General features: G+C 51.9%; 21 protein-coding genes. 11 read left to right on the top strand and 10 right to left on the bottom strand.

Translation table 11 applies throughout. From position 1 onward, the window contains the following. Nucleotides 1-97 precede the first annotated feature (97 nt). The 5 genes from argE to ACXIZX_RS00495 form a co-directional block, all read right to left on the bottom strand. Nucleotides 98-1246 (bottom strand): acetylornithine deacetylase, encoded by a 1149-nt coding sequence (gene argE, locus ACXIZX_RS00515; protein WP_479403406.1) that lies wholly within the window; start codon nt 1244-1246, stop codon nt 98-100. Beyond that, nucleotides 1239-1913 carry a DUF1028 domain-containing protein gene (locus ACXIZX_RS00510; RefSeq protein ID WP_479403405.1) on the bottom strand — a complete coding sequence of 225 codons (675 nt, stop codon included), beginning with the start codon at nt 1911-1913 and terminating at the stop codon, nt 1239-1241. Before ACXIZX_RS00510 ends, argE begins: the two co-directional genes overlap by 8 nt. Beyond that, nucleotides 1913-2344 carry a RidA family protein gene (locus ACXIZX_RS00505; protein WP_479403404.1) on the bottom strand — a complete coding sequence of 144 codons (432 nt, stop codon included), beginning with the start codon at nt 2342-2344 and terminating at the stop codon, nt 1913-1915. Before ACXIZX_RS00505 ends, ACXIZX_RS00510 begins: the two co-directional genes overlap by 1 nt. Nucleotides 2345-2358: 14 nt before the next feature. Then, nucleotides 2359-3624, bottom strand: a complete 1266-nt coding sequence (locus ACXIZX_RS00500; protein WP_479403403.1) for a flavin-containing monooxygenase — start codon at nt 3622-3624, stop codon at nt 2359-2361. A 229-nt stretch (nt 3625-3853) separates the two neighbouring features. Then, nucleotides 3854-4771 (bottom strand): LysR substrate-binding domain-containing protein, encoded by a 918-nt coding sequence (locus ACXIZX_RS00495; protein ID WP_479403402.1) that lies wholly within the window; start codon nt 4769-4771, stop codon nt 3854-3856. A gap of 485 nt (nt 4772-5256) precedes the next feature. On the opposite strand from ACXIZX_RS00495, the gene ACXIZX_RS00490 reads away from it, so the two are divergent. The 6 genes from ACXIZX_RS00490 to ACXIZX_RS00465 all read left to right on the top strand — a co-directional run bounded on the left by ACXIZX_RS00490 (nt 5257) and on the right by ACXIZX_RS00465 (nt 14933). Beyond that, nucleotides 5257-7623: a glycoside hydrolase family 3 C-terminal domain-containing protein gene (locus ACXIZX_RS00490; RefSeq protein WP_479403401.1), complete on the top strand. Its 2367-nt coding sequence runs from the start codon at nt 5257-5259 to the stop codon at nt 7621-7623. Between the two features lie 73 nt (nt 7624-7696). Beyond that, nucleotides 7697-8797: an ABC transporter substrate-binding protein gene (locus ACXIZX_RS00485; protein ID WP_479403400.1), complete on the top strand. Its 1101-nt coding sequence runs from the start codon at nt 7697-7699 to the stop codon at nt 8795-8797. A 43-nt stretch (nt 8798-8840) separates the two neighbouring features. Continuing rightward, the gene (locus tag ACXIZX_RS00480; protein ID WP_479403399.1) at nt 8841-10604 is read left to right on the top strand and encodes an ABC transporter permease subunit; all 1764 of its coding nucleotides are present in this window, start codon (nt 8841-8843) and stop codon (nt 10602-10604) included. 10 nt (nt 10605-10614) lie between these two features. Continuing rightward, on the top strand, nt 10615-11655 hold the full coding sequence (locus ACXIZX_RS00475; RefSeq protein WP_479403398.1) for an ABC transporter ATP-binding protein: 1041 nt from the start codon (nt 10615-10617) through the stop codon (nt 11653-11655). A gap of 916 nt (nt 11656-12571) precedes the next feature. Then, nucleotides 12572-13378: a hypothetical protein gene (locus ACXIZX_RS00470; protein ID WP_479403397.1), complete on the top strand. Its 807-nt coding sequence runs from the start codon at nt 12572-12574 to the stop codon at nt 13376-13378. Between the two features lie 523 nt (nt 13379-13901). Beyond that, the gene (locus ACXIZX_RS00465) at nt 13902-14933 is read left to right on the top strand and encodes a tyrosine-type recombinase/integrase (protein ID WP_479403396.1); all 1032 of its coding nucleotides are present in this window, start codon (nt 13902-13904) and stop codon (nt 14931-14933) included. A gap of 296 nt (nt 14934-15229) precedes the next feature. Here the strand turns inward: ACXIZX_RS00465 and ACXIZX_RS00460 are convergent, their stop codons facing one another. Further along, nucleotides 15230-15733 (bottom strand): hypothetical protein, encoded by a 504-nt coding sequence (locus tag ACXIZX_RS00460; protein WP_479403395.1) that lies wholly within the window; start codon nt 15731-15733, stop codon nt 15230-15232. Nucleotides 15734-15993: 260 nt separating this feature from the next. Here ACXIZX_RS00460 and ACXIZX_RS00455 point away from each other — a divergent pair, with 260 nt between their 5' ends. Beyond that, entirely contained in the window at nt 15994-16767 is a 774-nt protein-coding gene (locus tag ACXIZX_RS00455; protein WP_479403394.1) for a nucleotidyltransferase domain-containing protein, read from the top strand. A 182-nt stretch (nt 16768-16949) separates the two neighbouring features. Beyond that, on the top strand, nt 16950-17150 hold the full coding sequence (locus tag ACXIZX_RS00450; RefSeq protein WP_479403393.1) for a hypothetical protein: 201 nt from the start codon (nt 16950-16952) through the stop codon (nt 17148-17150). A 29-nt stretch (nt 17151-17179) separates the two neighbouring features. Here the strand turns inward: ACXIZX_RS00450 and ACXIZX_RS00445 are convergent, their stop codons facing one another. From ACXIZX_RS00445 to ACXIZX_RS00430, 4 genes are all read right to left on the bottom strand, one after another. Next, complete coding sequence (locus ACXIZX_RS00445) at nt 17180-17776, bottom strand: DUF2913 family protein (protein WP_479403392.1); 597 nt, start codon at nt 17774-17776, stop codon at nt 17180-17182. Between the two features lie 29 nt (nt 17777-17805). Next, complete coding sequence (locus tag ACXIZX_RS00440) at nt 17806-18024, bottom strand: hypothetical protein (RefSeq protein ID WP_479403391.1); 219 nt, start codon at nt 18022-18024, stop codon at nt 17806-17808. A gap of 232 nt (nt 18025-18256) precedes the next feature. Then, on the bottom strand, nt 18257-18448 hold the full coding sequence (locus ACXIZX_RS00435; protein WP_479403390.1) for a hypothetical protein: 192 nt from the start codon (nt 18446-18448) through the stop codon (nt 18257-18259). 421 nt (nt 18449-18869) lie between these two features. Further along, nucleotides 18870-19622 carry a MauE/DoxX family redox-associated membrane protein gene (locus tag ACXIZX_RS00430; RefSeq protein WP_479403389.1) on the bottom strand — a complete coding sequence of 251 codons (753 nt, stop codon included), beginning with the start codon at nt 19620-19622 and terminating at the stop codon, nt 18870-18872. Between the two features lie 344 nt (nt 19623-19966). Here ACXIZX_RS00430 and paoA point away from each other — a divergent pair, with 344 nt between their 5' ends. The 3 genes from paoA to paoC are packed head-to-tail and all read left to right on the top strand — an operon-like array spanning nt 19967 to nt 23747. Beyond that, nucleotides 19967-20596 (top strand): aldehyde dehydrogenase iron-sulfur subunit PaoA, encoded by a 630-nt coding sequence (gene paoA / locus ACXIZX_RS00425; protein ID WP_479403388.1) that lies wholly within the window; start codon nt 19967-19969, stop codon nt 20594-20596. Next, nucleotides 20593-21552 carry an FAD binding domain-containing protein gene (locus tag ACXIZX_RS00420; protein ID WP_479403387.1) on the top strand — a complete coding sequence of 320 codons (960 nt, stop codon included), beginning with the start codon at nt 20593-20595 and terminating at the stop codon, nt 21550-21552. Before paoA ends, ACXIZX_RS00420 begins: the two co-directional genes overlap by 4 nt. Next, the gene (paoC, locus tag ACXIZX_RS00415) at nt 21549-23747 is read left to right on the top strand and encodes an aldehyde oxidoreductase molybdenum-binding subunit PaoC (protein WP_479403386.1); all 2199 of its coding nucleotides are present in this window, start codon (nt 21549-21551) and stop codon (nt 23745-23747) included. Before ACXIZX_RS00420 ends, paoC begins: the two co-directional genes overlap by 4 nt. The last annotated feature ends 39 nt before the right edge of the window (nt 23748-23786 follow it).

The following is a 23786-nucleotide window of genomic DNA, read 5'->3' as shown; positions in this document are numbered from 1 at the left end:
ACGGCCAAGTCAGCTTTGCCTCTATAATGCAGGTGCGTGTAATGCTAATTATGTTAAATATTGTATTTATCTAGTTTTAAAATACACCTTATCCTCCTTATACAACCATCCATTCGGCTAAATTTTTGAGCATATGCATGCATTTCTCTATCTGCTCAATACTAACGTACTCATCAGGTTTATGACCTTGCTCCATGCTCGCCGGACCACAAATTAACGTGGCGATACCCGCTTCATCAAACAAACCACCTTCAGTACCAAAAGCAACGGTGGAGAATTCCTTGCTACCGCTCCATTGTGATAGCCACTGCGCAAACTGAGACTGGGGATTGGTCAATAAACCGGGGTAACAACTGAGCGATTTAAAGCGAATATCACTCTCAGGCGCCACCCTTTGCATGGTGGGCAATAACTGCTGTAGGGCATAACGTTGCGCTTCAGCCAACACGCCATTGATGTTTGTATCCGGCAGATGGCGAATTTCAAAATCAAACTCGCAATTTTGCGGCACAATATTTAATGCGCTGCCCCCGTGAATGACACCAATCTGCAATGTGCTGTAGGGAGGATCGAATCGCGCATCTTTCTGCTGCGCCAAAAGTTCGCCGCTTTCACTTAAATGGTTGATGATTTTTGCCGCATACTCGATAGCGTTGACACCATCCGGCGCATAAGCTGAATGGCAGGCTCGCCCTTCGATCTCACAACGCATCGCCACTTTGCCTTTGTGGCCATAGACCGGTTGCATCTCGGTTGGCTCGCCAATAATGCACATTGCCGGCTTTTCGGGGGATGCCTTAAGCCACTCGATCATACTGCGAACGCCAAGGCAGCCCACTTCCTCGTCATAAGAAAATGCCAGATGCAACGGCATGCGTAAGGGTCTGTCCAAAAAGCGCTCAAGCGAGGCCAGCACGCAAGCCAAAAAACCCTTCATATCTGCACTGCCACGCCCATAGAAGCGACCGTCACGCTCAGTGAGCGCGAACGGTGGCATTTGCCAGTCTTGCCCATCAACCGGAACCACATCCGTGTGGCCAGATAGCATTACCCCGCCATCACCCGCTGGGCCGATTCGCGCATAGAGGTTTGCCTTAGTGCCCTCTTCATTGCTGATGCACAGCGACTCAACACCTCGTTGGGCGAGGAAATTTTCGATCCAGCTAATCAAGATCAGATTCGATTCTCGACTGGTGGTATCAAACGCCAGCAGTGACGCCAGGATGTCGCGCGCATTGTTACTCATCGCCGGGTACACCGTAACTGGGTGCTTCACGCGGATCCAAAGCTCGCGTGACATAGGCCTGCATTTGGGGTTCATAAGCCAGCCACAGCCTGTTTAATTCCGCTACCGGCTCTTCCTCTGCCCAATCAACACGCAGGTCGACCAATGGCCAAGTATAATCATCCACCACTTTAACCGCCGCTGAATGCACCGGACCGGCTTCACCGCCAGCATCAATACCCGCCTGCAAAGCGCTAATCAAACGGCTTGTTAACTCACCACTCGAATTTTCAAAGGTCGTTGTCATTGCCGCAATCACTGACGTCGCCTTCAACATATTGCCCGCTGCCACACAGTTTTCGCCCTGCACGACATGATGAATACCCAGCGTTTTGTCACCGCTGAATGCCACGCTATCGCCATTGACATCAATGACGGTCACTTGTCGATACTCACTAAAACGATCTTCTGCCAGTGCGCTTTTCATCGCCTGCTGTGGGGATAACCCTGACTCCAGCAACGCAAGGATCTGCTGACCCAATGCAGGTAGCGTGATGTTCTGACTGGAAACGGCGCCAATACCCGCCACCAGCCATGGACAACGTGCCCCTACGGCAATGCTGGAAGAGCTGATGGCAATACCGAGCTGCCCGCTTTCTGGGCAGCGCGCTGCAATGGAAATCGTCATTATTCCTCCTGGTTATGCCAGTCATCCGGGATCACGGCGATCACATCAATCTCCATCAGCCATTGAGGCTGTGCCAGGGCAGAGACCACTAGCCCTGTGGAGATGGGAAAGACACCCTTTAACCATTTACCCACTTCCTGGTAAACAGGTTCACGATAGCGTGGGTCAATGATATAGGTGGTAGTTTTAACCACGTGGCTGAGATCGCTGCCCGCTTCCTCCAGCAGTTGCTTAAGATTTTTCATCGCCTGTTCAGCTTGAGCTCGAGGGTCGCCCAGGCCCACTAAGTTGCCCTCAAAATCGGTACCTACCTGACCACGGACGTAAACTGTATTACCGGCCCGTACCGCCTGACAAAGATCGTTATCCAGTGTCTGATTGGGGTAGGTTTCTTTGGTGTTAAACATTCGAATACGTTGATGCGTTGGCATGGCAGTTTCCTGAGTTAAATGTCGTACGAAGTGGGGTATTGTTGATACTGGCGCTGAATAGCAATCTGGTCTGCGATAAATTTCGCGTCATGCCAGACTCCCCAAATGAAAGTCGAGCCACGGCGCGACAACCAAGGTAAGCCCAGGAAATAGACACCCGGTTCACTGGAAACACCACGGTGATGCTGTGGACGCTGCTGCTCGTTAAAGGCATTAACCTTGAGCCAGCTGTAATCCGCCACGTAACCGGTCGCCCAGATAATACTGGTAATGCCCTCTTCCTTGAGGTTGAGCGACAAGGTCGGATCCGTCATGCAAACCGGATCGGGAAGAAACTCTCGCGCCTGCGGTTCGGGCGGTAAATCAAGACCATTACGTTCGATGTAAGCGTCGGCGGCGTCCAGCAATGACAGATAGTTGGCATCGCCGTTGGCAATGTTCTGCGCCAGATCGTTGCGGAATGACACCATGCTTCCATCGAAACTCTGGGTTAACCCCACCAGATTCACGCCCTGCTGCGCCAGACGACGGAAATCTACCGTGTGGCCCCCGCGTGCACCGCTTACTGCAATGGTGACGTGCTCTTTCCCTGGCTGATTGGCTGCAGCATCCCACAGGCCCAACACACCCAGCCACCAACAAAAATCACGGTTGCGATAGGCGCGCGGTGGACGATCGTGTGCGCCAACTGAAAGCCAAACATTCTTGCCTGCGCGCTGCAATTCATCAGCGATCTGCACACCAGAAGACCCCGCGCCCACCACCAACACCCCACCCTGCGGCAGCTGTTGCGGATTTTTGTAATCGGCAGAGTGGATCTGGAACATCTCACCAGTTTGCGGCGCAATTGGCGGGATGACCGGACGCTGGAAAGGCCCTGTCGCTGCCACGATACGTTGTACGTGGAAAGTCCCCGCAGAAGTATCTACACGGAATCCGGCCTGACCAACCAGACGCTCTGCGCTAAGCACTTCCACACCGGTGCGCACAGGTGCCTGATATTTTTCGGCATAATGGGCAAAATAATCAGCCACCTGCTCTTTGCCAACAAAGCTGTCAGGCGAACAATCAGGGAATGCCATACCCGGGAAGCGATCGTGCCAGGCCGGACCGTTCGCCACCAATGAATCCCAGCGTCGGCTACGCCAGGATTCAGCAATGCGATCTTTTTCTACTACCACATGCGGTATACCCAGGCGAGTGAGGTGTTCGCTCATTGCCACTCCCGCCTGGCCCGCGCCAACGATCAGCGTATCTGTTTCGGTTATTGCTGTTGTCATTTCAACGTCCTTCGCCCTGCAAAAAGTCGGAACTGTGCTCATTTAGAAGTCCCTAAGACTATGGGAGCGGACGAAAGCGGTAAAATATTATAAATCTGGTGTCTGAATAGAAAATAAATAGGGTTTACAGAAAAAATTGAATATTGAAAATGCGCCCCGGAGTTTTAATCACTTTTAAATCCATCTTCACCGCCTTCCCTTTAACGTTTATCGAGACACAATTCAATCATCAAACTTTAGGAAATGGTGTTAATTCCACACTGCGACAATAATCCATGAACAGACGCGTAGGTCGCGTGGGTTCGTTATTTTGTAGGTAGGCCATAATCAAGGTGGATGCTGCCATATCATCTACAATATCAAGCTGAACCAGTCGCTGCCCATCGTAGGTGATATCAGAACAAGGACGCGTGACCAACACTGAAAAACCTAATCCTTGCCCCACCATGCAGCGCACCATTTCTATCGAAGGTGAGCTGTAAGCGACTTCCGGGTGATAACCGTTTTCTTTAAAGATACTGATGAAATAATTTTTACTGGGCACCGCATCAAGCAAAATCATTGGCTCGCGCGCCAGTTCCTGCAATGTCACTTGACTTTTCTTCGCCAACGGATGCCCAGCAGGCAATAGCGCATAAGGTTTATGCGGCGCATTCAGTGGTTCTTTTTTTATGACGTTGTCCAGTTCCAGATCATAGAGAAATGCCACATCAAATCGACCGCGATGCAGGCCGTGCATCAGCTCATGCTGCTCACCGTCATAAAGTTGAATAGTGATTTCTGGGTGTAACTTTTTAAACCCCGCTATCAGCCGCGGCATATAGAGCGGCGCAGCGGATTCATAGCAGCCTACCGCAACAGTGCCGCACACTAACTCATTGTCGGCACGCGAACTTTGCTCAAACTCATAGGATAAACGCAGTAAATCACGCGCTTTTTCATAGAAGCGGCGCCCGCTTGACGTCAACGATACGCCTTGCGCGTGATGACGAATAAAAAGTTGTTGTTCAAAAGCGTCTTCCAGATTCTTAATCGCCACGGAAATTGAAGGCTGAGCAATATGCAGCTGGCGTGATGCCTCGGCAATGCTCTCTGTTTCCACCACGGTGACAAAATACTTAAGCTGCTTCAATGTGAAATGCGTCATAATTTACCGTTATAAATTTATTGCCTGATGAGGTAACTGGTTAGTATTAAACTAAGCCACGCTCATACAGCAAGCGCTATGCCATATCCTGTGATCGTGCTAACAATACTGCAGTCAAACCATCCGATACCTTAATGTGCACCAAGCGATACTTATCAAACGCATTTATCTCGCCGCTAATAAAATTAAGCTGTGCCAAGCTTCTTTTTGAGAATTACGTCACACCACGCACCAAATTGATTCATTTGCGCCAATTGAATGCATCCACTGCACAGTCAAGGAGCATGCCATTTAAATGAGTCAACCTCTTGCAATAAGCTAATAAATACGTCCCCCAAAGAAATCTTACGCCTTTCGCTATTGAATAGTTTTTTTTAATTTAAAGGCCAATAATTTAATAATTGCTTCGCACTCTCTCCTGCCGCCATAGTGTCAGGCATATTGATAACAGTTAGTCACATCCTTCTTACGGTGGAATAACAATAATGCCTGCAAACCTGTTCGAAAACGGAGATTTTGTCTCTCTGGTCAAAGCCATGTCACCTGCAGAATTAAGTGACATTCTCAGCGGCCACGGTATGTGGAAAACAGAGTCAAATGCGCGTTTAGGCATCCCGCGTATGGTGATGACTGACGGCACTTACGGCGTACGCTACTCCATACAGCAAATCGACAATGATGAAAAAGGCGGACAGGATTTTGCGGGCTTTCTCAATGTGGTGAACCAGCGCGCCAAAGATGTTGAAGTAGCCTGGGGCACCATGAAACCGGCAACCTGCTTTCCGAACGGCTCAAGCTTCGCCTGTAGTTGGGATGTGGATTTGGCAGAGACGCTGGGCGATGCACTGGGCCAGGAATGCCAGATGATGGGTGTGCACCTGCTGCTGGGACCTGGCATTAATATCCGTCGCACGCCTTTGGGCGGCCGCAGTTACGAATACTATTCCGAAGATCCGCTCATCTCAGGTGAGATTGCCACTGGCGTGATTAATGGCCTCCAGCAGCAGGGCGTCGGCTCGTCGTTGAAACATTTCGCCTGCAATAACTCAGAAATTGAACGTACCAGTATGGACTCACTGGTGGATGAGCGTGCGCTGCGTGAAATCTACCTGCGTGGATTTGAGCGGGCCATTAAGCAGTCGCATCCCTGGACAGTGATGAGCTCTTACAATCGCCTGAATGGAACACAAACGGCGGAAAATCATTGGCTGCTCACCGACGTACTTCGTCATGACTGGGGCTTTGAGGGTGTGGTGGTCGCTGACTGGCATGGCATTAAAAATCGCCCACAATCGCTGCTGGCAGGTAATGACCTTGATATGCCTGAAAGTGAAACCCGCAAGGCAGCATTAACTGCTGCACTCGAGCGCGGTGAAGTATCACGCGACCACGCTGAGACCTCAGCCGTGCGTGTGCTGGAAATGGTACAGCGTGCCATTCAAGGTGAGAAACGTGATACCAATGTCGATCACGCTGAGCATCACGCACTGGCACGCCGTATGGTCGCGGAATCCATCGTACTGCTCAAAAACGATCGTCAGGTCCTACCTCTGAAATGCCACAGCGATGAGCATGTGCTGGTCGTCGGGGAAGGCGCAAAAACCCCCGTGATTCAGGGGTCAGGCTGTGCGACCACGTTACCCACGCAGGTAGATATTCCATGGGATGAGATGGAAAAGCGAGCCCAGGGACTTCAACTGAGCTGGTGTCGCGGCGAATCGTCAGATGCCAACCTGGCGAAGGTGCTGCGCGACGAAGCGTGCGCAGCAGCACGCGAGGCTGATCGAGTGGTTGTCTTTGCCAACAGCGAAGATGGTTACGATGGTGAAGGATCTGACCGCCGCACGCTTAATTTGCAAGCAGGTCAGGATGAGCTGATCAGCGCACTGGCTGCGGTGAATAACAACGTCATTGTGGTACTCGCTAACCCAGATGCGGTTGTGATGCCGTGGCTGGATCAAGTTGCTGCCGTTGTTGAAACCTTTTACGCCGGTCAGGCCATGGGTGGCGGTTTAGCGGATGTCTTGTTTGGTGAGGTTAACCCAAGCGGCAAGCTTACCGTCACCTTCCCACAGCAGATCGAAGATATCCCGGGCTGGCACAGTTATCCGGGAGAGAATGGTCGCCACCTGTACAGTGAAGGCATCTTTGTGGGTTATCGCTGGTATGACGTGCGCCACCTCACGCCGCTTTTCCCGTTTGGTTATGGTCTGAGCTATACCACTTTCGCCTACAGCGATATCGTAGTGGACCACACAAACATCAAATCCGGGGACTCACTCACGGTGAGTTTCACTTTAACCAACACCGGCACCATGACGGGTAAAGAGACCAGCCAGCTTTATAGTCATTATCCCCAATCCCGCCAGAAACGTCCGCTACAAGAGCTGCGAGCCTTCTGCAAAACCGAGTTGCAACCTGGTGAATCACGCCGCATCAGTTTAATTCTGGCAGTGGATGATCTGCGCTATTACGACACCGCACGTCAGCAGTGGGTATTAGAAGAGGGTGAGATTGAACTTCGGATTGGCGGTCATTCTCGCGATTTACCACTGAAAATGAGCGTCACGGCATTGAACAAAGTCGCGCGTCATCGTCTGATTTCCCGTGATACCCAACCCATCTTTATCCTGGAAAACCCGATCGCTCGTCAGCACTTCAATCTGTTCCTGCAACAGCATTTGTCGATTTCCACAGAAGATGCGGAACGTATGCTGGAACACTGTACTAACTCCTTTGTAGGCTTCGTCACCACGTTCGATCGTCGCTTCCGTCAACGCTTTGACCTGCAAGCTATTGACCAACTGATCGCAGAAGTCAACGCCGCCACGCTTCAGGCAGAAACCGAGTAATGCACTAACACCAGGCAATCGCCCGCTACAAGACGGGCTTCTTATAAAAATCAAGGCTATGCAGAGGGTACTAATGAGTAAACTGACTGAGAAGAAAGGCCAGTACACGCGCCGCGATGCGCTGAAACTCGGCCTGAGTGCAGCGGCTGTAGCATCGGTTGCACCTATGCTGATGTCATCACGTGCGGCACAGGCTGCTGAAGTCACCACCTTAACGGTGGCAGATGTTGGCGGTCCTTATGGCACTGGCTTCAGTAAGGCATTCTATAAGCCGTTTGAAGAGGCAACAGGTATCAAGATTATCAACACGGTACTCGGTCCCGATCCCGTGCCACAGTTCCAGATGATGGTTGATACCAAAAACTATTTGTTCGATGTTGCTCTGCTTAACCCGGAACATCTGGTGCGTCTTAATAAGCTCGGCAAACCCTACCTTGAAGATATTAACGTTACGGTGCCGGACCCTGAGAACTACGTAAAAGGGTCGATTACCAAACAGTTTGGTGGCGTCAGTATCTTTGCGCTGGCGCTGGGCTATCGCCTTGATGCCTTCTCAGGCGATAAAGCGCCGAAAAACTGGGTCGACTTCTGGAATACCGATAAATTTAAGGGGCGTCGTGGATTGTGGCGCAGCCCGATCTGCACACTCGAAGTGGCGTTGATGGCCGATGGCGTTGACCCAAAACATCTTTACCCACTGGATATTGACCGCGCTTTCCGTAGCCTCGATAAGATTCGTAAAAGCATTGATGTGTGGTGGACAGGCGGCGCTCAAGCCACTCAGTTGTTGCAGAGTGGTGAACTGGATATGTTGAGTATCTGGAGTTCCCGCGCACAAACCGCCATTGATGCCGGCACGCCAGCGGCTATTGCCTGGGACCAGGGCCTGTATAACATCGATGGTTTCACCATTCCGCATGGCAGCCCTAAGATCGAGGCTGCGCGCAAGTTTATTCAATTCTGTATGGATGCCAAACGCCAGTCAGTCTTTACTGAGGATTTGGCCTGTGGCCCAACCAACGTCAAAGCCTACGATTTCATTGATAAGAAGAAAGCTGCACTGCTGCCCACTGCGCCCGACCACATTGGTCAGTTAGCGCTGCTGGGTGCAGATTACTGGGGTGAGAATCAGTTGGCACTGACTGAACGTTTTGAAAAATGGGTAATGAGTTGATCCGCAAGGGGGCCTCGGCCCTCTTTCGCTGGAGGATTTTTTCTTGAGTGAATTTGCTACATCAAAGTCGAAACAGAATACCGGCCGTAAGCGCTTCGCGTTGCATCCACTATGGTTAACCGCGCCGGGTTTACTCTTTCTGGCTATCTTTCTCGCCTGGCCGACATTGAAATTAATGCTGCTGAGCTTCCAGGACAGTGAGGGACATTTCTCACTGGACGTATGGAGCCAGATGTTTGGTGCAGGCATTTACGTTAAAGTCACCATCAATACTTTTATCATTGCTATGCAAACCACGTTGGTTTGTTTGCTCATTGCTTATCCTGTGGCCTACTGGTTAGCACAGCGCAGTGATAATACCCGTCGCCGTTTAATGTGGCTAATCTTGCTGCCATTCTGGACCAGTGCTCTGCTGAAGAATTTTGCGTGGATGGTGCTTCTGTCCCGGCGTGGAATTTTATCCGAAATTTTAATGGGCTTGGGTGCAGATCAACCCCTGAATGTACTCTATACCCGCGGTGTAGTGGTTTTCGCCATGGTGCATAGCATGTTGCCGCTGGCTATTATTACCATGTTACCCACCATGACCAGCATTGATAGTCGTCTGATGCCCGCCAGTCACACGCTAGGTGCCTCCCGCGCGCAAGCGTTCTGGCGCATTTTCTTCCCGCTATCCATGCCAGGATTAGTGGCCGCCTGCTTGCTCATTTTCATTGGTTCACTGGGTTTCTTCATAACCCCAGCGCTGCTCGGCAGCCCGCAGGATTCCGTCATAGGCCAGCTATTAATTACGCAGGTACAACAGTTATTGAACTGGCGGCTGGCCGGTGCTATTGCCATGCTATTGCTGGTGGTGACGTTGATGGTCTGTTTTTGCTACGACAAATTGTTTGGCATGTCTTCGATTGCCGGCGGTGAAGGTCATGCCAGCAGCCCATACATTCGCGCCGTTGGTTTTGTAGTAATAGCCATAGTGGCACGTTGCAGCGATATGCTGGCTTCATTGCTCGGCTTTATACCCGGCAAACCGCGTTTCGGTTGGTTGTTAATGCTATTCAGCGTCATAGTCATTGCCGTACTTATCTTACCTGTAGTGTCCTTCCTGCCGATGGCGTTCAGCAGTTCAAGCTTCCTGCAATTCCCTCCCCCAGGTTTTTCACTGCGTTGGATGCAAACCTACCTGGAATCACCGATCTGGACTGGTGCGACTGCCCGCTCCTTTGGTATTGCGCTGGTCACTGGTGTACTGGCGCTATTGATCGCGACCACAGCCGCCTTCGGGCTTGCCCGTCATCAGGGTAAAAGCGGTAGTCTGGTAGTGATGACGTTCTTGCTGCCCATGATTGTGCCGAACATCGTCACTGCGGTCGCCCTGTTCTATTTATTTGCCAACTTTGGCTTAGTCGGCAGCAACCTCGGTATCATCCTGGGTCACACCGTGATGGCGATTCCCGTCGTCTTTATCATCATCTTGACGACGTTTAAAAATTACGACTGGCGGCTTGACCAGGCTGCGGGGACGCTGGGGGCGAACCGAATGCAGGTGATCTGGCAAATTACGTTACCGCTGATTAAGAGCAGTATGGTGGCGGCGTTTATCTTTGGCTTCCTGAATTCATTCGAGGAGTTGACCGTGGCGTTATTTGTCGGAGGCGGCGTGAAGCAGACACTGCCAAAACAGATGTGGGACGACGTGCTGCTTTCCGTTACCCCTACTCTTGCTGCCGCTTCGGTGATTATCCTCTCCATTGTGACACTGTTATTTATCGTAGCGGAGCGCTCGCGCCGTAAAGCTGAGGCCTTGTAAGGAAACCATCATGCGTTCAGATATCAAACTACAGGCTGAGAAAATCGGCAAAACTTACGGGCAAACCAGCGTGCTGCAGGACCTGGATTTAGCCGTGCAAACCGGTGAGTTACTCACGCTACTTGGCCCCTCAGGTTCAGGCAAGACCACGCTGTTGCAGATTATTAGCGGCTTAACCGGCCCCAGTTCTGGCAAATTAATGATTGACGGCCGCGACGAAACGCGCACGCCTGTGCATCAACGCGATATTGGCGTGGTGTTTCAAAACTACGCACTTTTCCCACATCTCACACTGGAAGAGAATGTCGGTTTTCCTTTGCGTATGCGACGCATGCCCGCTGCCGAGATTGCTCGCAAAGTGAAAGAGGCGTTGGAGATGGTGGAACTGGGCCATGCAGCCAAGCGTTTTCCGCGTGCGTTGTCAGGTGGACAGCAGCAGCGCGTGGCACTGGCTCGTTGTCTGGTGTATCAACCAAGCGTGATCCTGATGGACGAACCCCTTGGAGCACTGGATCGCAAACTGCGTGAAACCATGCAAATGGAGATCAAACGCATTCACCGCGAATCGGGAGCCACCATCATCTTCGTCACCCACGACCAGGAAGAAGCACTGGCCCTATCAGATCGCATCTGCCTGATGAATGAAGGGAAGATTGCGCAAATTGGCACGCCAGAGAACATTTATCAGCAGCCGCAATCTACTTTTGTCGCCGAGTTTATTGGCTTATCGAACATTCTGCGAGGCGAGATTCGTGGGGCGAGCCTCGTCACTCAACAAGGTGTTTTTGACCTCCCCTCTAATCCACCTACAATGACCGCAGGCGCATTGGTGATCCGCCCTGAACATATCCAGTTATGTTCAGCTAGTGATGCACTAATACAAGGCAAGATCAGCGAGCGTATTTACGCTGGCTCCGAAACGCGTTTAGTGGTGTCGCTGCAGAATGGTGAACGCTTTATTGTGCGTAGCAACCTTGCATCGGTAGGCGCTATTGGCGATGTTGTTTCACTTAACTGGAATAAGGTAGATGCAAGGCTCTTATCAGCTTAGCTAATAACAAATCTGATATGAAAAAAGGGCTGGAAAGCCCTTTTTATTTAAGTTTTCTCCTATTTTCGTGGTCTTAGGTGTTTTTCGTTAATGACTAAATAATCTGAATGATTCTAAATTGAGGATTGCTGACTACCTAACATCAAAATTATGTTGAATAATGTAAAAGAGAGCGCATTCCAGTCTATTCTAAACTATTACCTGCTGATAATTATCTTGAAACCAATCCCTTCGGCAGGTTTTTTATTATGCCATCGAATTGAGGCTTTACTGGCAGCAGGATGCCGCCATTATCCACACTAAATTCGAAGGTAATTTCAGCGAACACATCATCTGTAATCAGTCGGCTAGGTAGCAGTACAATACAACGGTTAAGTTGCCTAGGTTGCCTAGAAATATTCCAACATCAGCGACGCTGAAATCTACGGATGAAAGCTTAACGGTGAGTGACAAGTCAGTGCTGACCTGAAGGTAAATATCAACAAAACCAATGCTCATATAAAGTTGATGACAGATATTTATAACCTTTTTGATGAAAATCCTATTAACAAAATCCCCAGCAACCAGTCATCACGGCTAGTAGGAAGAAGTTATAAGATAAGGACTTGTCTCGAATTCTAGTAAAATTCTTTTTTTTAAAAATCACGCAGCATAATTTGCAATAACTTATTATAACGGTATGAATGTTCATTTCTGGCAATGAAAAAAATTTTGGTTTGTTATTAGATATGGATTCTGTTGAATTTTTTCGGGGAGGCAGGATAATGACCTAGTTATAACCGGGAATCCCCCTATCGCTAGGGAGAATGTTCTCTACCTGTCCCCCCCATAGATTGGTGGAGGGGCCCGGGGTTGCTCTTTCAAATAAACTACTATATGAATGTATGCTAACTTCATCATTAGGAAATGTAAAGGCATGACTACGTTAGTTGCATGGATTGGTGTAGACACACATGGCCCCGCTTCAGTCTACATAGCATCTGATAGCCGAATTAGTTGGAAAAACGTCCCTACCACTTGGGATTCAGTTAGAAAGGTCTTCGCAACACATTCTTATCCAGAAATCTTTGGGTACAGCGGCCGTGTTGAATTTCCTGTACATATCCTAAATCAGTTGGTGAATAGCATAGATAATGGTTTTATATTCTCCTCTGACGCCACGTTCGATGAAAAATTAGCAGAAATAACAAAATTTATGCATAAGAGTTTTTCTGAAATACCTCGAGAACAAAGCGGTTCTGGCACCATAATTTATGCAACACGTGTCGGGATTAAAATGCGATCGAGTTTTCACGTTGTTGAAATAAAGTTTAAAGATGGAGATATTGCATTCGAGGAAAAACCGCTTTCTACCTCATCCGATATCGTCGCAAGCTCCGGCTCTGGAGAAACGGAGCTGAAATCAATGCATGAAAAATGGTGTGGTGGGGTGAAGGAAATAGGTTTTAGTAGATTCGTTTTTGGTGCTTTATGCGATGCTTTAAAAAAAGGAAATGATAAATATTCAGGCGGCGCCCCTCAACTGGTTGGTTTATATAGGCATACACCAGGATTGAATTTTGGCATCATATTCAATGGGAAAAGATATTTTAATGGCAAGGCGATGGATGAATTTAATAGTTTACTTCCCAAAATTGAATGGAGGAATGAGCTTTTTGAACGTTGTGACGGCGCCAACATGTCCAAGCTAAAAGACGCTCAATCCCAGCCTCGAATATATTAGCGCGTTAATATACCAATACTTTTATTATTTTTTAATAACTTATTGATTAGAATAGGTTTAAGCGATGAAATTTCAAAATGCTGCTGGCTTTTTTTGAGATCTCTAACCTTTTTTAATATGAATTTAATAAGTTTTTACCTTGTTACTCAGCGCCCTCTACTATTAAATCAGTCCGTTCTATCCTGACTTCATATAATAGGTTTTATTTGGCCCTATCCCTCGACACTTCCAATGATGACGCTCTGGTCAAAAACATAACTTCTTATAATCGTGTTATGCGAGTTCTTCCCTCTACCCACCAGTGTTAGCGGCCTAGCCAAGTTCCTAACTTCATATAATGGACCTTATATGAAGTTAGGATCCACGAAAGGATCCGGGTATGATGGGGATCCTGCGGTCTGGGTCGCAGATGCGTGTACATTTTTACGGAGTCGCTGCGTGAAATCTGCAGGATAACTGCCCTGAGATTTTCTCAGAATGCGCACAGCGTCGCCTGAGGCAAACCGACTGAAAAACGGACGATATGACTGAACTGACGCCCTTCTCTAGCCCGCTGATGCCTGGTGACGCCGACATGGCTGAACGCCTGCGCGAGTTCGTGCAGGACCGGGAGGCGTTTTCCGACAACACCTGGCGCCAGCTGCTCAGCGTGATGCGCACCGGCAGCCGCTGGGCAGACGAGCACGGACGGAGGTTCCTGCCGATGACGCCCGCCGACCTGCGCGACTACCTGCTCTGGCTACAGGCGACCGGCCGGGCGTCATCGACCATTACCACCCACGCGGCGCTGATTTCGATGTTACACCGTAACGCCGGTCTGGTCCCGCCGAACCGGTCACCGCTGGTTTTTCGCGCGGTAAAGAGGATCAACCGTACCGCGGTCATCAGCGGCGAGCGCGCCGGTCAGGCCGTCCCGTTCCGCATTGGGGATTTGCTATCCCTCGACAAACGATGGTGTGATTCAGACAGGCTGCAGCAGCTGCGCGACCTGGCGTTCCTGCACGTGGCCTACGCCACGCTGCTGCGCGTCAGCGAGCTGGGCCGCCTTCGCGTGCGGGATATATCGCGATCGCCCGACGGCAGGATCGTGCTGGACGTGGCCTGGACCAAAACCATTGTGATGACCGGCGGCCTGATTAAGGGGCTGAGTGATCTTTCCACGAAGCGGCTGACGGCGTGGCTGACTGTATCAGGGCTCATCGCCGAGCCGGATGCGTTTATCTTCGGTCCCGTTCACCGGACTAACCGCGCCCTGCCGGCAACAGAAAAGCCGCTGACTACGCGCGCGCTGGAAGATATTTTTGTCCGCGCCTGGCGGGAAGCCGGTCCCGGGCAGGACATGAAAGCCAACAAAAACCGCTACCGCGGCTGGTCCGGGCACAGTACCCGCGTCGGCGCCGCCGTCGACATGGCCACGAAGAAATACAGCACCGCACAGATTATGCAGGAAGGCACGTGGAAAAAAGCGGAGACGGTGATGCGCTATATCCGTCACGTAGATGCCCACGCCGGCGCCATGGTTGACTTCATGGACAAGCATTACTCTGGCGGCTGATGGTGACTGTCTGGTGAGTGAGATCGGTTCTGGGTCGGTATAGCGCTGAAAGGTTCGTCGAAACAAGATCCAGATAGATATGGTAAATCTCATAACTGATAATGGACTCGTGGCGATCGTAACGGCATCCACGACCAAAATAGTCTGGCTTAAGTCCGTAACGATTATAAAGCTCAAAATCACGCAGTAAATCACCGGCGAGCTGTGGTGACACGTCAGGGCCAGCCGCAAAGAATGCGTAAAATAAAGCTGGCAGGGCTGGATTAAGACTGACGCTGAAGCTCACTGAACGTTACTCAGAGTCGCGTGCCGGCGCTTCGGGTACCATGTTCTGCAAGTCTGCGGAGGTGCATCAGGTTGATATTGCTTTCCTGACGCCCGGTCTCACCGGTCATCTGCTGCAGCAAATCCTGAAGATCCCGTGCGGCTTCCCGCGCGAGCGATACAGGTCGCAGACAGGCCTGTAGTGAAGCATTCGTTTTCCCCGCCATTTTCACGGCAGACTCGAGAGCGCGTAGCTCAAGAAGCAGGACTGACACTTCCACATGAATGCTGTCACCTATCCTGATTGCTTCATCAAAGTCTGACATGCTGACGAGTACGTGACAGGTGGCGCGCAGTTCTTCGCGTACGCTTGCCAGGTCTTCCAGAGCCTGTGACAGCGGATAGGCCTGGCTGATGACATCGCTGATGCCTCTGGAACGTGTCCCCTGGGGCCATGCGCTTGATTTGCTGAAATGCGCATGGAACGCGGCCGCAATGTAAGGCATGTCAAAGGAAAAGTTGTTCGGGTAACTCATGTCAGTTTTGGCTCCTCGGCGAGGCGTGTGTCCATTTTAAACCAACCGCGTGGTGTTGTCTCAGCGTTAAACTGAACGGAAAGATCCGGAGACTGCCTCAGTGACCTGTTCAACTGAATACGATCTTCAGCTCTTTACGTCGCAGGGTATTGAATGTTGAGTATCTGACCTGAAGTCTGTACAGGCTGCTGGTAATATGGTTTTAACACGGTGCTGACGGGTTTATCCGGCAGCCTCAAGCCCGACATGAAGGAAATGTAATGGCCGTCGATAAAAACGGATTCATTTGCCAGCCCGAGTCCAGGGAAGTCCAGCCAGCCTTTTCGCAGCTTGTTACTGACAGCGTAAAAGGCCTCACCGCTGTAGTGCCCGGTCTGATCCACAGCATCTACATGTATGGCAGCGTTGCCGAGGGCCGTGCAACAGAAAATGAATCAGATCTCGATCTTACCGTGATTTTCACCCAGGTACTGGATGAAGAAACGGCCGGTAAAATGGCAGAGGTCAAATCCAGCCTTGAAAAGGCCCATCCCGTGGTCAGTAAAATCGACGTCGACCCGGGTACGCTTGATACGGTATTGCTGCCTGCGAATAAGAATCTCTGGGGCTACTGGCTGAAGCACCACTGCGTCTGTGTTTTTGGAGAGGACTTGCGCGAACGGTTTGAACCTTTCAGGCCCTCGAAGGACATTGCGGTTGCCGTTAACGGCGATTTTTTATCGGTACTGAACAGCTATATATCCCTCATGAAGCCCTCTCTGGAGCCTGCTGAGAGGCATGCGCTACAGCGGGCCGCAGCACGCAAGGCCATCAGGGCAACAAACATACTTCGGGAAGAAAGCGAGCAGGAATGGCCCGATTCGCTCGAAGGCTACTGCGAAAGATTCAACGCCCGTTATCCGGCACTGGCTGAAGAAATGGATTACTGGCTGTCCATCAGCTATCGCCCACGGGGTGACATAATGGCTTTTGCCGGCAGGATCAAAACCTTTGCCTACTGGCTGAACGCAGAGTTCCATACGCGTCAGCGCTAAAGTCGAAAATGGACGTGATGAAATACAGGGCTTCTGAACGGTTGTTTAGACTTGTCCGGAAGAGAGCAGATGAGGCGGGATTTAAAAAACATGGGTAAGAAAAAACGCCAGTGCCTCATACAGGCTGGTGAAACCGATGATTCCCAAGCTTTTGATCGAAATCTGGCACAGAAGGTGCCGCAATGACGATTGCACAGCAACTGGAACAGAAAGGCATCGAAAAAGGCATTGAAAAAGGCATTCGACTGGGTGAGCAGAAGGGCCTGGAAAAAGGTATGCAGTTAGGTGAGCAAAAAGTCCGCCTGGACATAGCTGTTAAATTGCTTGAAAGTGGCAAGTCTTTAAATTTTGTTAAAGAGATGACCGGGCTGTCAGAAGAATAGCTGGCTAAAATCGCCACTGAATAACCCGCTCACTCTTCCCGGGAGCACGCACGCAACTGGTGAAGAAGAGGTTCCGTGGTATCTGATTCGCGACTCCATCCTGCCCTTGTCAGCAGCGCATCCACTGCAGAAATTTCAGCGGTGATGCGAACGGAAAGGGGTTTGCTCTGACGCCCATCCTCGCTGAAGCCGGTTTCAAGATCGCTTTTTCTGATGAACAGGCCCGGTACAGCTGGGCTGAGTTTTACGGCATGGCGCCCTTCCCATTCAGACTCACTGAGTACGCCGTACTTTGTACCTGTCAGCGTGATGGCGTGCATGACATGCTGCAATCTGAAAAGGTCATTCTGCTGCAGCAAATCTCCTCTGCTGGCTCGCCAGAGATATTCCAGTTTACCTGCCAGGTCTGCCCGTAGCCCCTTTTCCCTGCCTTCTTTCAGAAGCCAGCGAATATCATTAGCCAGCTCACGGCGAAACAGGCGCTTTTTCTCAGCGACCGCCAGCCACCGGCACAGGAAAAGATTTTCCTGTGCAGAAGAATTCACGGTTCCGGCCTGCCGGGCCATGTTAAGAGCCACGAGTGCACACCATGCGAGGTGATCGACGTAGAGGTTAGAGCTGTCCATAATATTTTGTGTTAGGTAAATAATGCAGGTTAGCGGAAATCGTCCGGGGACTTGTTGCCTTCAATAAGGTCTGTCAGGCGCTGACGGATCCATCGCATATGGTTAAGATCGTGCTTACGCTTTTTCACGCCAAACATCTCATCATGGATGATCATCGTATGTAAAACGACAGCAGTCTTTGACTCGCCGCCTTCGTCATAATCTCTGAAGGTGACGACTATCAGCGGATCATAGTCAGGTGGTGGCATTACCCGACCGTGGTACAGGCCTATGTAATAGGGAGAGGAGCCAAGAGTGGAGTTTGAGTCCTTAACTCTGCTGGGAAAACCTTCCGGGGCCAGAGTATAGATCTCAACCTGCTTTTTGGAGTTCCAGATGAACTGAATGAAAGCGAGTTCTTCTTCATAATCATCGACGACATCTGCACTGAAGCCAAAATAATTACAGATGTCGTCAAAAAACGGGTTAATCTCAACCCGGTTAATAGGTTTTACTCAAACCGGCATTCAATCCCTCAGTGCCCTGTCTAGCCTTACGGGCGCGGCGAAAGTTTGCACGCACCTCTTCTGGTGAAGATCCAGAAATCTGAATACCTTCAACCTTTTTGAACAATCTGAAAAGGTCATCCAGCTGTTCTGCATTAGCAGCTATTGCATGCTGTTTCTGGCTCATTTGAACCTCCTTTTGTCACTGAGATCATTATACACGTACGGTAGAGGGATTTGAAATCCCACTGTACGGTTTTCGTACTGGCCCTTTGAGCCTGATATTCCCCATAAGTGATTTATTCAGAATGAGATTAATCAGCGCCCCGGGACCAGTATTTTTCACCTCAGTCTTACGCAGGCTGGCGACCAGGTTAAAGGGACTGTCTCTGTTCACGGGAATTTGCATTCACTTGAATACCCGTTAGCATTTCACTTGGCCATCGCAACCGATGCTCAGTGGGTAGCGCTCTCATACGGCTATGACATGCCTGCCAGTGCGATCGCCATCGCTCAGAGGTAAGCCAGGTTGGTGTTATCATTGCCTGAGGGCTGCTATCCCCTGAATTGTACGGATTTAACCCGGCAACAGGCAAAATACCCGGTTCTCAGAACCAGGTGTTCACTGCCGTCCAGACGGACATCGCGACCATCATCAGATTTTCAGTCAGCGAGATGAATCCCAGTGGAACGTTACTGTCGTCACCCATACAGGCACAACGCAGCTCTCGTTTGTCGATGTATACCGCTTTAACGACTGAAAATGCTCCCAGCGTGCCAATGAACAGCGCTATTGGGACTGACAGCCAGGGCAGAATGCCAGCCATCATCAGCAATGCTGCCAGCCCCTCCCCGAAAGGATAAATATAGGCGTAAGGCACCCACCGGCGGGCCAGCAAATCGTATCCCAGAAACATGGTGGAGAAGCTTTCAACATCACGGAGCTTCAGCAGTGCCAGGATGGCCATGCTGAAGGTGATAAACCATTCGACGCCACGAATGACCTCTTGCTGCCCGGACACAGCCAGCGTAACGGCCACCGACATCAGCGCGGCCATGACAAATACCACGATTACGGGTCGATAAGAGGTTTCGCCGGGGTCGGGCAGTGGATTACCGAAATGTGCGCGCAGCTGATCGTATCCACCAATGCGTGCACCATTAATGAAGGTCTGAGGCGTGGTTTTGACCTGATGCTCCTGCTTAAACGCATCCGTTTCCTGACGGGTTCTGAGCCACTGATCGTCAACTTCATAACCATGATGACGCAGGAGCCAGAGGGACTTCATGCCAAACGGACAAACATGCTCTTTCATGACCATACGATAAAGGGTGGCTTTTTTTTCACTTCCAGAACGCATTGTATCTCCTCTGAAAAAATCCAGGCTGACTGAGGCACAGTGACCGGATGTAAAAGTCACCTGAACCGTATACACCGGGGGCAGGTTCCCTTGTTAGTAATTAAGCCAACAGTTAAGTCATAGCTGAAAAGTCAGGGTTGTGAAAATTCACGCTTCAGATGTGCTTACCGGGCAATCCCCGGCAAAACCTGAACGGCATCCATACAGATTGGGGGGGCAGTGGCGTGGCGCGCGGTGGGACGAAAAATTTTCTCCTCTTGGGGTCTATGCTTAAACATGATTAAAAACCTTACAAACTGAATATCTTTTTTGTGAGCATCCGTTCCTTTATCCGGAGACATGTCATGAGCAATCCGCCCGACCAGAATCCGCACGACACCAGAGCAACATCCCCTTCCCGGCCGGCTGAGCCTTCAGCGCTGTCGGTCAGCATTAATGATAACGAGACAGCGATGCCGAGCTATGCCCATATCGCACTGAACGTGAATGGCACGCAGCATGAGCTTGAGGTCGATACGCGTACCACGCTGCTGGATGCTCTGCGGGAGCAGCTGAAGCTCACCGGCACAAAAAAAGGATGCGACCACGGACAGTGTGGTGCCTGCACAGTCATTGCAAACGGCAGGCGTATCAATGCCTGCCTTACGCTTGCCGTTATGCAGCAGGAAGCGGAAATCACCACCATTGAGGGCCTGGGTACGCCAGACGATCTTCACCCGCTGCAGTCGGCGTTTATCCGGCATGATGGCTACCAGTGCGGCTACTGTACGCCGGGCCAGATATGTTCCTCGGTTGCGATGCTCAGTGAAATTGAAGCGGGTGTGCCAAGTCACGTCACGCAGGATCTGGTCTCCCCTTCTGAGGTCAGTGAAGCGGAACTGCGGGAACGGATGAGCGGCAATATCTGCCGCTGCGGCGCCTACGCCAATATTATTTCAGCGCTGCAGGAATACGCGGGGAGGAAGGGATCATGAAAGCCTTTACCTACGAACGCGTCAGCACACCTGCGCAAGCGGCGTTAAGTGCACAGCAGCACCCCGGCTGCCGATTTATTGCTGGCGGCACCAATCTTCTGGATCTGATGAAACTGGGCATTGAGACGCCCGGGCATCTGATTGACGTGAACGGTCTGAAGCTCGATCAGACTGAAGACACCCCTGATGGCGGGCTGCGTATCGGCGCGCTGGTTCGCAACACGGACCTCGCCGCAGACATCCGTATCCGCCGGGATTATGCTGTGCTGTCGAGAGCGCTGCTGGCGGGAGCCTCCGGGCAGCTGCGCAACCAGGCGACGACGGCCGGTAACCTTCTCCAGCGCACGCGCTGCCCCTATTTTTATGACGTGAATCAGCCCTGTAACAAGCGTGCACCCGGCACCGGCTGTGCGGCTATTAAAGGTTACAGCAGGCAACACGCGATCGTGGGGGGCAGTGATGACTGTATCGCTACCCATCCCAGCGATATGGCCGTGGCGATGCAGCTGCTCGGGGCGGAAATTGAAACCGTCAGCGCTGACGGCAGCGAGCGCCGTATCGCGCTGAACGATCTTTATCCTTACCCGGGTAGTACGCCGCATATCGAAACCGTGCTCCAGCCGGGAGAGCTGATTGTCAGCGTGGTTCTGCCTCCACCCGTGGAAGGCATCCACCTGTACCGCAAGGTGCGGGACCGGGCATCGTACGCGTTTGCACTGGTGTCGGTGGCCGCCATTATCCGGCCAGACGGGTCAGGACGCGTGGCAATGGGCGGCGTAGCCTACAAGCCGTGGCGCAGCGATGAGGCCGATGCTGAAATACAAAATGGCTTCCAGCCGGTATTTGATCGGCTGTTCAGCGGAGCCCGACCCACTGACGATAACCGTTTCAAACTGGTGCTGGCGAAACGCACGCTGGCCTCGGTTCTGGCGGAAGCAAGGGGGACTGAGTCATGAAATTTGAGACACCCGCGGGAACGAACCCTATTGATAACCTCCGGTATGTCGGGCAGCCGCTTGACCGCGTTGACGGGCCACTTAAAACGACAGGCAGCGCAACCTACGCCTATGAATGGCATGAAAACGTTCCTGGTCTGGCTTATGGTTTTATTGTTGCCGCCCCTGTCGCGAAAGGCACGATATCCGCCATCAGAACGGAAACGGCCCGCAACGCGCCAGGCGTGCTCGCGGTCATCACCGGCCGCGACGTTGAAGCGCTGGGCAAAGCGGATCGCAATGCGGCAACGCTGCTGGCCGTCGACAAAATTGAGCACTATCACCAGGCTATTGCTGTCGTCATCGCGGAAACCTTTGAACAGGCCCGCGCGGCGGCTTACAGCGTGAAAGTGGATTACCAGCCTGCACCGGGCCACTACAGCCTGGCCGCTGAGAAAGAGAACGTCGATACGCCAATGCAGGATGAACCTGACAAAAACATTGGCGACTTTGACCGGGCTTACGCTGAGGCCTGCGTGACGCTGGACGCAACTTATACCACGCCCGACCAGAGCCACATGGCCATGGAGCCGCATGCCTCTATGGCAGTCTGGGAAGATGACAGGCTCACGCTGTGGACTTCCAATCAGATGATTGACTGGTGCCGAACCGATCTGGCAGAAACGCTCAACATGCCGGTTGAGAAGATCCGCATTGTGTCCCCCTACATAGGCGGTGGATTCGGCGGCAAACTCTTTCTGCGCAGTGACGCTTTGCTGGCGGCGCTCGGCGCGCGGACGACGTCCCGACCGGTAAAGGTCATGCTGCCCAGACCCGTCATCCCGAACAACACCACACACCGGCCAGCCACCGTTCAGCATATCCAGCTTGGCGCTGACAGCAGTGGGCTGATCACCGCGATTTCTCATAACAGCTGGTCCGGCAATCTTCCCGGTGGCACCCCCGAAACCGCCGTCCAGCAGTCAGAACTGCTGTATGCCGGTGCCAGCCGTCACACGGGCCTGCGCCTGGCCCAGCTTGATCTGCCAGAAGGCAATGCGATGCGCGCCCCGGGTGAGGCGCCTGGGCTGATGGCGCTTGAGATAGCCATCGATGAACTGGCGGAAAAAGCGGGAATGGATCCTGTCGCCTTTCGCATCCGTAACGACACGCAGGTTGACCCGGCTCATCCGGAGCGTTTCTTTTCGCGACGTCAGCTGGTGGAATGCCTGAAGACGGGCGCTGAGCGGTTTGGGTGGCATAAGCGGACGCCTCAGCCTGCGCCGGTGCGTGAGGGCCGCTGGCTGGTAGGCATGGGAATGGCCACCGGCTTTCGTAATAACATGGTGGCGACCTCCGGAGCGCGCGTGCAACTGGATGAAACCGGGCGTGTGACGGTCGAGACCGACATGACGGACATCGGTACCGGCAGCTACACCATTCTTGCCCAGACGGCGGCGGAGATGATGGGGGTCAGCCCGGCGCAGGTCACCGTCAGGCTGGGGGACTCTGACTTTCCGGTATCCGCAGGATCGGGTGGTCAGTGGGGTGCAAACACCTCAACGGCTGGTGTCTATGCTGCCTGTGTGAAACTGCGCGCAGAGGTTGCTGAAAAGCTGGGGTTTGACGGCGATAACGTGGAGTTTGCCGACGGACAGGTTATACAGGGCGACCGCCGCGCTGCGCTGGCCACGGCAGCAGCATCCGGCCCGCTTACCGCTGAGGACAGCATTGAGTTTGGTGACCTTGACCAGCAATTCCAGCAGTCAACGTTTGCAGGACACTTTGTTGAAGTGGCCGTGGACAGGTTTACGGGGGAAGTGCGCGTAAGGCGGATGCTGGCAGTCTGTGCGGCCGGGCGTATTCTGAACCCTAAAACAGCGCGCAGTCAGGTGATTGGTGCCATGACCATGGGGCTTGGTGCTGCGCTGATGGAAGAGCTCGCCGTGGATGAGAAGCAGGGATTTTTTGTTAACCACGATATGGCCGGTTACGAAGTCCCGGTGCATGCGGATATCCCGAAGCAGGAGGTCATTTTTCTCGATGATGACGATCCGGTGTCCTCACCGATGAAAGCGAAAGGCGTGGGTGAACTCGGGCTGTGTGGCGTCAGCGCCGCGATTGTTAACGCCATCTACAATGCCACCGGTGTTCGTGTCCGGGATTACCCGGTTACGCTGGATAAGCTGCTGGAAGGGCTTCCCGAGTTTATATGAAGTCGGTTCCGTCAGCCCGATGCTGGCTGACGGAGCCCT

This window comes from Candidatus Pantoea symbiotica (assembly GCF_056491525.1).
Note: the sequence above shows the minus strand (reverse complement) of the source record. Positions and strands in the feature narration are given on the sequence as shown.

What these genes read in the sequence shown, in the direction of transcription:
- argE (WP_479403406.1), bottom strand. Translation starts at nt 1,246, where the DNA reads ATGAGTAACAATGCGCGCGACATCCTGGCGTCACTGCTGGCGTTTGAT.
- ACXIZX_RS00490 (WP_479403401.1), top strand. Translation starts at nt 5,257, where the DNA reads ATGCCTGCAAACCTGTTCGAAAACGGAGATTTTGTCTCTCTGGTCAAA.
- ACXIZX_RS00475 (WP_479403398.1), top strand. Translation starts at nt 10,615, where the DNA reads ATGCGTTCAGATATCAAACTACAGGCTGAGAAAATCGGCAAAACTTAC.
- ACXIZX_RS00470 (WP_479403397.1), top strand. Translation starts at nt 12,572, where the DNA reads ATGACTACGTTAGTTGCATGGATTGGTGTAGACACACATGGCCCCGCT.
- ACXIZX_RS00510 (WP_479403405.1), bottom strand. Translation starts at nt 1,913, where the DNA reads ATGACGATTTCCATTGCAGCGCGCTGCCCAGAAAGCGGGCAGCTCGGT.
- ACXIZX_RS00450 (WP_479403393.1), top strand. Translation starts at nt 16,950, where the DNA reads ATGACGATTGCACAGCAACTGGAACAGAAAGGCATCGAAAAAGGCATT.
- ACXIZX_RS00435 (WP_479403390.1), bottom strand. Translation starts at nt 18,448, where the DNA reads ATGAGCCAGAAACAGCATGCAATAGCTGCTAATGCAGAACAGCTGGAT.
- ACXIZX_RS00465 (WP_479403396.1), top strand. Translation starts at nt 13,902, where the DNA reads ATGACTGAACTGACGCCCTTCTCTAGCCCGCTGATGCCTGGTGACGCC.
- ACXIZX_RS00495 (WP_479403402.1), bottom strand. Translation starts at nt 4,771, where the DNA reads ATGACGCATTTCACATTGAAGCAGCTTAAGTATTTTGTCACCGTGGTG.
- ACXIZX_RS00505 (WP_479403404.1), bottom strand. Translation starts at nt 2,344, where the DNA reads ATGCCAACGCATCAACGTATTCGAATGTTTAACACCAAAGAAACCTAC.
- ACXIZX_RS00460 (WP_479403395.1), bottom strand. Translation starts at nt 15,733, where the DNA reads ATGAGTTACCCGAACAACTTTTCCTTTGACATGCCTTACATTGCGGCC.
- ACXIZX_RS00455 (WP_479403394.1), top strand. Translation starts at nt 15,994, where the DNA reads ATGGCCGTCGATAAAAACGGATTCATTTGCCAGCCCGAGTCCAGGGAA.
- ACXIZX_RS00430 (WP_479403389.1), bottom strand. Translation starts at nt 19,622, where the DNA reads ATGCGTTCTGGAAGTGAAAAAAAAGCCACCCTTTATCGTATGGTCATG.
- ACXIZX_RS00485 (WP_479403400.1), top strand. Translation starts at nt 7,697, where the DNA reads ATGAGTAAACTGACTGAGAAGAAAGGCCAGTACACGCGCCGCGATGCG.
- ACXIZX_RS00500 (WP_479403403.1), bottom strand. Translation starts at nt 3,624, where the DNA reads ATGACAACAGCAATAACCGAAACAGATACGCTGATCGTTGGCGCGGGC.
- ACXIZX_RS00420 (WP_479403387.1), top strand. Translation starts at nt 20,593, where the DNA reads ATGAAAGCCTTTACCTACGAACGCGTCAGCACACCTGCGCAAGCGGCG.
- ACXIZX_RS00445 (WP_479403392.1), bottom strand. Translation starts at nt 17,776, where the DNA reads ATGGACAGCTCTAACCTCTACGTCGATCACCTCGCATGGTGTGCACTC.
- paoA (WP_479403388.1), top strand. Translation starts at nt 19,967, where the DNA reads ATGAGCAATCCGCCCGACCAGAATCCGCACGACACCAGAGCAACATCC.
- paoC (WP_479403386.1), top strand. Translation starts at nt 21,549, where the DNA reads ATGAAATTTGAGACACCCGCGGGAACGAACCCTATTGATAACCTCCGG.
- ACXIZX_RS00440 (WP_479403391.1), bottom strand. Translation starts at nt 18,024, where the DNA reads ATGCCACCACCTGACTATGATCCGCTGATAGTCGTCACCTTCAGAGAT.